Annotated in this window: 8 protein-coding genes and 1 pseudogene; all 9 read left to right on the top strand. The window is 37.4% G+C overall.

What is annotated here, in order from left to right; all coding sequences use genetic code 11:
- Positions 1–12: 12 nt before the first annotated feature.
- On the top strand, positions 13–1,434 hold the full coding sequence (locus JCM19034_RS16815; protein WP_062051557.1) for a glycoside hydrolase family 32 protein: 1,422 nt from the start codon (positions 13–15) through the stop codon (positions 1,432–1,434).
- A gap of 122 nt (positions 1,435–1,556) precedes the next feature.
- The gene (locus JCM19034_RS16820) at positions 1,557–2,519 is read left to right on the top strand and encodes a carbohydrate kinase (RefSeq protein ID WP_062051559.1); all 963 of its coding nucleotides are present in this window, start codon (positions 1,557–1,559) and stop codon (positions 2,517–2,519) included.
- Between the two features lie 334 nt (positions 2,520–2,853).
- A complete protein-coding gene (locus JCM19034_RS16825; protein ID WP_062051561.1) occupies positions 2,854–4,506 on the top strand; it encodes a thiamine pyrophosphate-binding protein in 1,653 nt (550 codons plus the stop codon).
- 23 nt (positions 4,507–4,529) lie between these two features.
- Entirely contained in the window at positions 4,530–4,907 is a 378-nt protein-coding gene (locus JCM19034_RS16830) for a carboxymuconolactone decarboxylase family protein (protein WP_062051563.1), read from the top strand.
- Between the two features lie 12 nt (positions 4,908–4,919).
- Positions 4,920–5,300 carry a hypothetical protein gene (locus tag JCM19034_RS16835; protein ID WP_062051565.1) on the top strand — a complete coding sequence of 127 codons (381 nt, stop codon included), beginning with the start codon at positions 4,920–4,922 and terminating at the stop codon, positions 5,298–5,300.
- Between the two features lie 549 nt (positions 5,301–5,849).
- Positions 5,850–6,066: pseudogene (locus JCM19034_RS25275) on the top strand (methyl-accepting chemotaxis protein); the annotation flags it as partial.
- 223 nt (positions 6,067–6,289) lie between these two features.
- Positions 6,290–6,466 carry a hypothetical protein gene (locus JCM19034_RS22420; RefSeq protein WP_197276434.1) on the top strand — a complete coding sequence of 59 codons (177 nt, stop codon included), beginning with the start codon at positions 6,290–6,292 and terminating at the stop codon, positions 6,464–6,466.
- A 643-nt stretch (positions 6,467–7,109) separates the two neighbouring features.
- Positions 7,110–9,776, top strand: coding sequence for a leucine-rich repeat domain-containing protein (locus JCM19034_RS16845; RefSeq protein ID WP_062051570.1), 2,667 nt, complete (start codon positions 7,110–7,112; stop codon positions 9,774–9,776).
- Positions 9,777–9,786: 10 nt separating this feature from the next.
- Positions 9,787–10,205 (top strand): DUF2252 family protein (locus JCM19034_RS24265; protein WP_269431722.1); only part of this gene is annotated, 419 nt, incomplete at its 3' end.

Here is a 10,205-nt window from a genome sequence, read left to right on the forward strand (position 1 = left end):
GGAGGTTATCAAATGAAAAAGAAAATAACTAATTACACATTAGAAAAAGCAAATGAAGAGTTGCGAAGGAAAGCCGATATTTCTAAAAGGTCGAAGTTCTGGTTAGGTTACCATATAGCACCGCCAGCTGGGTGGTTGAATGACCCGAATGGACTTGTTTTTTACAAAGGTGAATATCATGCTTTTTATCAACATTATCCGTATAAATCCGAGTGGGGACCGATGCATTGGGGACATGCCAAAAGTAAAGACTTGATCCATTGGGAGCACTTGCCTGTAGCACTAGCTCCTGAATATGACTATGAAGCAGGTGGTTGCTTTTCAGGGAGTGCGGTCGTTTCAGGAGATGATCTTTATTTAATATATACAGGACATAATGAAGAGCTTGATCCAAAAGAGGTTCAATGTGTAGCCAAATCAACTGATGGTATTCATTTTGAAAAATTAGAAGAAAATCCTGTAATTGCGGCTCCTCCAGAAGACGGATCGCCCGATTTTCGTGATCCGAAAGTATGGAAACAAGACGGACTATGGAATATGGTCGTTGGGTCAGGAAAAGCAGGAATCGGAAAAGCACTTTTATATCGATCAGAAAATTTAAAAAGCTGGGATTATATTGGGGTAATGAGAGAGAGTGACGGAACACAAGGTGATATGTGGGAATGTCCGGATTTCTTCTCCCTTTCTGACAAAGAAGATGTACTAATATTTTCTCCGATGAATATGGAAGGTTCAAAAACACGATACATGATTGGAAAGTTGAATGAGGAAACCGGGGAGTTTGCAGCACAGAATAGCGGGGAAATTGACTATGGTGTAGACTTTTATGCCCCGCAAACGTTTATTGATGATCAAAAGAGACGAATTTTAATTGGCTGGATGAATATGTGGAATAAAGAAATGCCAGAGCAAGCAGATGGCTGGGCAGGAGCTTTAACAATCCCTCGTGAACTAAAGGTTGAAAATAACGAACTAATTATGAAGCCAGTAGCTGAAATGATAAAATTACGCCAAAACAAAGTTCTATCAGAATATACGAGGAAACTGAAGCTACAAAGCCTTTGTTTAGAAGTAGAGATGGTAGTATCCAAAGACCAATCAAAAACAGCAGGGTTTCATCTTTCATCTGAGAAAGGTGAGACACTCACTGTCGGATATGATTCAAATAGAAAACAAGTTTTAACAGACCGTAAAGGAATGCTACAAGGAGAAAAGGACCTTTGCGAGGCACGATATATAACAAATGAAAATGAAATTTCGTTAAGAGCTTTTATTGATCGTTCAAGTATCGAACTTTTTATTGACGATGGAAAAATAGTCATGACGAATAGATTTTACTTTACGGGGGAGGATATTACATTTACTGTAGAGGGAAATGAAAAGGAAATAAAAGAATTATCGATTTGGGAGTTAAAAGCTACAATGGATAGGTAATGTCCTACTACAGTCTGAACCTAATAGTTTATTTGAAATGGGGGAAGCAAACGTCGATTTTTCATAGGATTCTTTCTCCTTTTCAAGGTTGATTACTAGTAGGGTTAGAAGGAGGATCAAAAATGCAGTCACATTCAAACGTAGTATGTATTGGAGAGTTACTTATTGACTTCTTCTGTACGGATACTGGAAATGATTTAATAAAAGGGACAAAGTTTGAAAAACAGCCAGGTGGTGCTCCGGCAAATGTCTGTGCAGCGATTGTAAAATTAGGTGGAAGTGCGATGTTTAGTGGGAAAGTTGGCAATGACCCATTTGGCCATTTCTTGAAACATACGTTGGAAGAGCTACATGTCGATACCTCAATGCTCGTATTTGATGATATGAATCCAACGACACTAGCCTTCGTATCCTTACAGGAGAATGGGGAACGAGATTTTGTCTTTAATCGCGGAGCAGATGCCTTTTTAACAGAAGAAGATCTAGATAAGGGGAAAATAGAAAGTGCTCGAATTTTACACTTCGGTTCTGCAACTGCCTTACTGAATGGCCCGTTTCAAACGACTTATTTAAACACAATGAAAAAGGCCAAATTAACAGGCCAATTTATCTCCTTTGATCCTAATTATCGCTCAGATCTTTGGCGAGAAAATCAACGTGAGTTTGTTAACTTGGCAAGAAAAGCGATTGCTTATTCTGATTTCGTAAAAGTCAGTGAGGAAGAATTGCGACTTATTACTGGCGTAAAGGAAATCAAAGAAGGCGTCGAGGCTTTTCATCACGATGGAGCTAAGCTTGTAGCAGTAACGTTAGGAAGTAGAGGAACGTTTATTTCCAATGGCCAATTACAAGAGACGATCCCAAGTATTAAGGTAAAAGCAATAGACACTACTGGTGCTGGTGACGCATTTGTAGGGGCAATGCTTTATCAATTAGCAAAGGAAAATGAACCGAAAAAAGTGATCAAAAATATTGATCAAGTAACGGAAATCACAGCACTAAGTAATAAGGTGGCAGCTCTCACATGTACGAAGGTTGGATCGATTACAGCGATCCCTACAATGGGTGATGTAGATTACGTATAATGTTACTATTTGATATGACTGTAGGACTATTTGCCAAAAAATGGCTGATAGTGCTACAGTTTTTTTATTTTTAAAACTTTATTTCTTGTTAAGTGATTGAGTAGCTATATTTTTAAAATTTCATACAAAAGGTATACAAGAACTTTTTTTAGAAAAATAAGAAAGTATAAAAATTGTAGAAGATGTAACTCAAGGGGGATAGTCAATAGTCTCTATGTATGCGGTTTCATAGTCCTATAAATATAGAAAAAAATAACTTTTTTCGAGAAAATCATTAAATTTTTATAGATCTTGTCGATATAAGTCATAGGACTATTTTAGGAGGTGAGATTAATTGGTTAGTTTGGCTACTAATCTAGTGAAAATTTTAAAGCAATTAGGATGTGAGCAGGCGTTTGGTGTTCCTGGAAAACCAATTACCCCGATGATTATTGAAATGGAAAAGCAAGGGGTTAACTTCGTCCTTTCTCGGCATGAATGTGGGGCTGGTTACATGGCGACGGGGTATGCATTACAAAATCAATCACTTGGTGTTGCCCTCGGTACGTCTGGTCCAGGTGGAACCAATTTACTAACTGCTGCTGGTCAAGCAAAGGCATTTAATGCACCAGTGTTATTTCTTACTGGTCATCCACCTTTGAAAGATAGTGGTAAAGCACTTGGTCAAGATTCAAGTATTTTTGGAACAAATCTCGTTGAGTTATTTGAACCACTGACTCTTTTTAGTGCTAGAGTAGATGACGTTTCCCTTCTCTCGAGCTATTTGCAGCATGCTTTGCAAAAGGCACTAACAGGTAAGATGGGGCCTGTCCACCTATCTATTCCTCTTGATGTACTAACTCAAGAGATGGATAGCATTGACATGCCTAATTGGGAGATAGTTGATAACACAATTTCGTCTAATTTGAGCCAAGTGAAAGAATTGTTGCAAACAGCACATAAGCCCGTGATCTTAGTTGGGAAAGGTGTGCACCGAGCAAAGGCCTATGAAGAGCTTATGCAGTTTGCAGAAAGCTGGCAGATCCCTGTTATGACCACACCAGGAGGCAAAGGGACTTTTCCAACTCAGCATCCATTATCTCTTGGTAGCTTTGGTTTAGGAGGTACCGCGGCGGCAGAGATGTATGTTAAAGAAGGCATTGACTTAATGGTTGTTATTGGAACACGGTTATCCGATATGTCAACGGCTGGCCTAGTACCTGATTTATACCCTAAGCACCTCATACAATTTGATCAAGATGAAACGTTTGTTGGGAAAACGTTGTTACTTGACACGACGTTCATTAAAGGTGATGCCAAGCAAAATTTATCCCAGCTAGTAGCTAACTATGCTCCAAATTGTCCAATAAAGAAACTGGATCTCTCCTCTTACTGGGTAGAGGAACAGAAAACAAGACAATTAGTAGCAATGAACGAGCCGAGAGACAGTCGGCTATCAACTGCAACCGTTATGTTAAAGCTAAGGGAATGCTTGACAAATGATACAGTTGTCTTTGGTGATGATGGTAGCCATACGTTTTATGGTATTAAGTATTTTGACACAATGGTCCCAGGAACCTTTTATTTTGATGATGTATTTGGAGCGATGGGACATGGCCTTGGATTAGCGATCGGTGCTTCATTAGTCAAGCAAGATCAACCAATTGTCTGTTTTGTTGGTGACGGTTGTTTAATGATGCATGGCATGGAGCTATCAGCTGCTGTCGATCAACAGGCGAACATTACCTTTGTAGTGTTTAACAATGGCATGCTTGATATGGTGGACAAAGGGATGAAACATGGTCTAGGTAAAGCGGTAGGAACGACTTACAGTTATGGAATTGATGCTACAAAATTTGGTGAGGCACTAGGCATTGAAAGTACTAGATGTCAAACCATTAATGAAGTGGAGATAGCCGTTAAGCAAGCACTTAAAACGGATGGTCCGGCGGTTGTCGAAATTTTAACATGTAAGGACGAGGTTCCACCTACATTGAAAAGGGGTTAATTATTTTTATTGGAGTGATCAAAGTGGATAAGCAAGCATTAGGATGGAAGAAAATAGAGGAATTAGCGGGTCAGCAAGGTATTGAAGCCATGAAAACAATGGAAAGTTATTCTCCTCGCTTAGCTAGGCTTGCATTGGAATTTGGCTATGCAGATGTTTACGATGATGACAGCTTAAATCTAAAGCAAAGAGCACTGGTGACATTATCATCACTGATTACACAAGGCGATGCAGGAAGAGGCTTGCACTATCATTTTCGAGCGGCACTAAATGTCGGACTTGAGCAGGCACAAATTTTAGAGGTTATTAATCATTGTAGTGCATATGCAGGCTTTCCAAAGGCGATTCACGCGTTACATATATTTCAAGAAGTGTTAAACCAATATGAAACAAGTAAATAGGAGGAATTCATGATGAGTACATATGAATCAAAAGAATACAAAGATGTGTTTTATTTCAAGTATAAAGAGATGGCAGCTACAGTCGAGGAAGCGAAGCAGCAGGCTGACTTTGTGCGAGCACAATTACAAAAGCCGCAAATTAAGAAGTTCTTGAATGATAATAGTTTAATTCAAACGGTTGCTAAACCAGAGGTAAATGAAGTGTGGGGACAACTGATGCAAGACGTAGCTAAGTACGTTGAGAAAAATGCAAACATTACACCGAATGTGACATTAAAAATGCAGCTCAATCGCCTTTCTCGCTCTTCTGGAACGAAAGATAGCATTAAGGCCTTTACGAGTTTAGATGAAGCATTGAAATTCCTCGATGTGGAAGAAATGGATGTTAAATAAGGAAGATAAATGATGAAAAATACGAAACGACTTCTCATTGTATATTCGTTAATAATTGCTCTATTGTCTATGTTGACTATGGTTATTGTGTTGGAACTTTTATCTTTTTCTATTACAAGTGTTTATTTTGTAATAAGTGTTATCGTACTTCTCATCGTAACGATTGGTTTGGCCTTTCTGTTAATTAGGCTACAGCCGGTTGCTTTAAAGGAAGTGAGGGCAACAGATGAGACGGTAATGAAAGAATCGGATCACGACCAAGATACGAAAGAACTTTCAGCTCAGACGGCAGCAACAGCTGTACAACTAATGTCAACAACACAAGAAACAAGTGAAGCTGTAGCGGAAATCTCATCAAAGATGCAGGAAATGGCTGCTGGTACTGAAACACAAGCGAATGAAATCCATGAAGTGAATCAAACGTCAGGTCAAATCTTTTTTAGCTTACAGGAATTAGTGGAAAGCATTAATTTTGTTTCTGAAACATCTAAGCAAGCGATAAACCAATCGAAAAATGGTGATGCGGCTGTTGAAAGGATTATGGATCAAATGAAGCTCATTGGCGATCAAGTCAATCAATCCATTGAAGTGGTAAATCAGCTTGATCAAAAAACAAATGAGGTTGGCGATATTTTATCGTTGATTACAGACATCTCTAATCAGACAAACTTGTTAGCATTAAATGCGGCGATTGAAGCTGCTCGTGCGGGAGAACACGGAAAAGGGTTCTCTGTTGTTGCAGATGAGGTTAGGAAATTGGCTGAACAGACGAATAATGCAACGAATAAAACACAAGGTTAATTCAAGAGATTCAAGAAAGTACAGTCCAAGTAACAGAGGTCATTTCAAAGGGTGGACAATCGATTAAAGACGGTGCAAACTTAAATGAAGAAGTTAAGGACGTTTTCAACGATATTGCAAGTAATATTGATGAGGTCGATGAATTTATCCAAGACTTAAAAGCAGCAATAAATGATATAACTGACAATATGAATCAAGTGACACAATCCATTCAAAAAGTGTCAGAGGAAGTGAGCAGTTCAAACGGCAATATCGAGAATATTGTAGCTGTTATTGAAGAGCTAAATGCTTCTATGCAAGAAGTATCAGGTGTAGCAAACATGTTGTCAGATATTGCAAATCATTTAAATGATAAGGTGAACTAATAAGAGAAACAAGATCACTATGTACGTTTGTGATATATATCACCTTTAAAAGAATGCATTTGGAAATTTACATATGATGTAGATTATTGAAGGATTACACATAGTTAGAGAACGTAATAAGCTTTGTTAAATGGCTACTCTTTTCAACAAGGAGACGGCCATTTATACAAAGCTTTTTATAAGGAAATGAGTTATTTTAATTTTCTAATCGATAATTTCAACACTCTTATCATAAACCTACATACGCAAAAGGCGATAAAATGGTTATGCAGAAATCCACTGAAAATTTCTTCTTTCTTACAATTCCTCTACCTTAAGTATTCCATAGGCTCTACGTCTTCTTGTAAAGAAGAAAAGTCTCCTACATAATCAATCCTTCTCATTGACAAAACCAGACCAAATTTAATAAATATACCCAACTAAATCTTCAAAAATCCTGCTTGAATACAACCCATGCTTAACTCTTCCTCATTTAAAGAGTATTTGAATAAAATCCTCGAATTACACTAAATTCAAACAACTACCATTAGTGTGAATGTAGTGTAATTTCATTGTAAAAGTTATGTTAATTCAGCCTTGATAAAAGTGAAAAATGCTATTTTTAACTATGTGTGGACAAGTTTAGAACATAAGGAGGAAAACCATGAAACGAGTTATGCATGTATGTTTAATAGTACTTATCATTTTTTCAAATTTTATCCCGCTTCAACAAATTGGTGCAGAAGGTAACGTCGATGAGGCTACTAGCATTGAGGAGGAATTCGAAGATGAAGCTTTACTGCAAGTAATAAAAGATGAAATAAAATCTTTGGGGCACTCTCAATTATCGTTTGAAGCGTTAGCGGAGGTTAAGAAGCTAACAAAGGTTAGAAATTTAGGAATTGAAAGCTTAAAAGGATTAGAGCTTCTAACCAATTTGAAAGAGCTAGAAATGCGATCAAATAACATTTCTGGTTTGACACCGCTTTCAACGTTAACGAAATTGGAGTCAATTGATTTAAGAGAAAATAGTCTTTCCTCTCTGGAGGGAATTGAGACGTTAACGAATTTGGTTGAGCTAGATATTCGCGACAACCAAATTACTGATTTGCAGCCTTTAGCAGGCTTAATTCAGTTACAAGTGTTAAGTGCAAGAGACAATCATATCTCTGATCTAACACCGTTAGCACCGCTTACGAACCTAGTTGAGCTTAATCTCCATTCAAACAACGTAAGCGATTTAACACCTTTAATGAACTTAATGAAAATAGAAAGACTCATTGTAAGAGGCAACAAGATAACGGATATTTCGCCGTTACAATATTTAGTCGTTCTTGAGGATTTAAATATTCGCGATAATGATATTACTGATATTAGCCCGTTACGGGATTTAGAGAAGTTGCGAGTTCGTTTAAACCTAGATGGTAACCCGATAAACGATTTCTCACCTATTGCTCACTATTACTATGAGATTGAAGATGTTGATTTTTCTTTACCTATCCAAACAGATGAAGAAGAGCTAGATGGTGAGTCAGCTGAAATTGAACGGTTATTTGAAGATAAGGCTTTGTTTCTAGTGATAAATGAAATGGTTAAGTCGAATGGTCACTCTCAATTAACGTATGAAGCATTGACGGAAGTAGAGAAGTTAACAAATGTTAGAAATTTAGGAATTGAAAGCTTAAAAGGGATTGAGCTATTAACTAATTTGAAAGAATTAGAAATGCGTTCAAATAATATTTCAGATTTAACGCCGCTTTCAACATTAACGAAATTAGAATCAATTGATTTAAGAGAAAATAATATATCCAAACTTGATGGGATCGAAACATTAACGAATCTAATTGAACTCGATGTACGTGTTAACTCGATTGTCTCATTAGAACCTGTCAAACAATTAGTTGCACTTGAAGTACTTGATATTCGTGATAATAGCGTTATAGACATAAAGCCTTTGGAAGGTTTAGTTCAATTAAAAGAATTAAGTGCTAGAAATAATGGCATTTCCGATTTGACGCCATTAACAAATCTTACTGAATTAACCGATCTTAACTTACATTCAAACCGAGTTAGTGATCTAACACCGTTAACAAACTTAACGAAAATAGAAAGACTAGTATTAAGAAGAAACGAAATTTCTGATATTTCACCACTTCAGTATTTAGTTGTTTTAGAAGATTTGAATATTCGTGATAATAACATAACCGATATTAGTCCGTTACGAAATTTGGAGCACCTACGTGTTCGCCTAAATCTTGACGGCAACTCGATAAACGATTTTTCACCAATTGCTCATTATTATGATGATATTGAAGATGTTGATTTTGTAATACCTGGTCAAACAACGATTGATCTTGAAGCATTAAATCCACTTGATGGACTAGAGAGAATTGAAACAATCAAGAACGAAATCAATCGGTCAAATCAGCATATTGATGATCACTTTGTAAAAGACAGCAAGCTTGAGCAGTTAGCAGCCAGCCCTTTTGCCTTTTATCGAGGGACTGCAGCTTTATTTTTCCTTGATGTCAAAAACCAGGTTGTAAACATTCCAGAAAATTGGACAGTCCTAAATCAAGCAAATACGTGGATCACGGGTGATCTTCATATTGAGAATATCGGATTTTATGGTAATCGAAATAAGGAAGCTATTTTTGAATTAAATGATTTTGATGAAGCTGCAATCGCACCTTTTTACTTCGATTTACTGAACTATGGGGCAAGTCTCTATCTTCTGAATGACGCTGCACCGAATTTACAGGTAAGTGCTGAGGAGATCGTTGGGATCGTTGAAGCATATGGTTATTATTATCGGCAGGCACTAGCAAATGTAGCCGATGGTTCCGTTGATGTTCAAGAGCATTATTTTACAGCGGATAAGTTAGATGGATTTATTGGTGAGTTTGCAAAAGAAGTGAGTAATGAGCCGTTAAATAATCAATTAGCGACTTGGACAACGATGCAAGGTGAAAATCGTGTCTTTGATTTAACGAATAATCGTCTGACGGAAGTAACAGTAGATGAATGGGATGAGCTGGTACGCCATTGGGATTCTTATGTTGAGAATTTAGATGAAGAAATCATCGAAAATGTTGGGAAAGACTACTTCACGATTAAAGACATAGCACGAAGAATTAATGCGGGGTTAGGCAGTTTAGGCTATGATCGTTTTTATGTTTTAATCGAAGGTGAAACAAAATCAGGAGTAGACGATATCATTTTAGATATTAAGGCACAAGGACCGTCAGCTGTTGAGTTATCTGGTTTATTTGATAGTTCTGTATACCTACTCATGCTAGTCGGACTATTAGCGGGTACGTGCACTGCATAATTTCCCAGATATTCATTGGGGAACGTTAGAAACTGATAACCAATCATTTTTAGTTAAGGAACGTTCGCCTTTTAAAGATGAAGTAGGGCCAACGGACTTTAATGGGATAGAAGATCTCGATAACTTTGTAAAGGCTAGTGCAGAAGTTACGGCATACGCCCATAGTCGTGCGGCATCTGTGTTAGGATATGAATCTTTTGCTGCCGATTTACTACAAGCCTTCGGTACAGAAGTACAGTCATTTGATGAGGAGTTAGCAGAAATAACTTTGAAATACTATGCACAAGTGATTAAGGATCATCAAATATATGAAGCACTTTATAATGAACAAGCATTTGATGAACCGGGAGATATAGAAGATGGAAACAACGAGGAAGGAACCGAAGAAGACAATAACGCAGGAGATGGAACTGAGGAAGACAACAACGA

This window comes from Bacillus sp. JCM 19034, assembly GCF_001310635.1.
Lineage (GTDB): Bacteria > Bacillota > Bacilli > Bacillales > Bacillaceae_D > Halalkalibacter.

Bases quoted from the DNA above. Each gene is read 5' to 3' on its own strand.
- JCM19034_RS16815 (WP_062051557.1), top strand. From the start codon at position 13: ATGAAAAAGAAAATAACTAATTACACATTAGAAAAAGCAAATGAAGAG.
- JCM19034_RS22420 (WP_197276434.1), top strand. From the start codon at position 6,290: ATGAATCAAGTGACACAATCCATTCAAAAAGTGTCAGAGGAAGTGAGC.
- JCM19034_RS16835 (WP_062051565.1), top strand. From the start codon at position 4,920: ATGAGTACATATGAATCAAAAGAATACAAAGATGTGTTTTATTTCAAG.
- JCM19034_RS16820 (WP_062051559.1), top strand. From the start codon at position 1,557: ATGCAGTCACATTCAAACGTAGTATGTATTGGAGAGTTACTTATTGAC.
- JCM19034_RS16845 (WP_062051570.1), top strand. From the start codon at position 7,110: ATGAAACGAGTTATGCATGTATGTTTAATAGTACTTATCATTTTTTCA.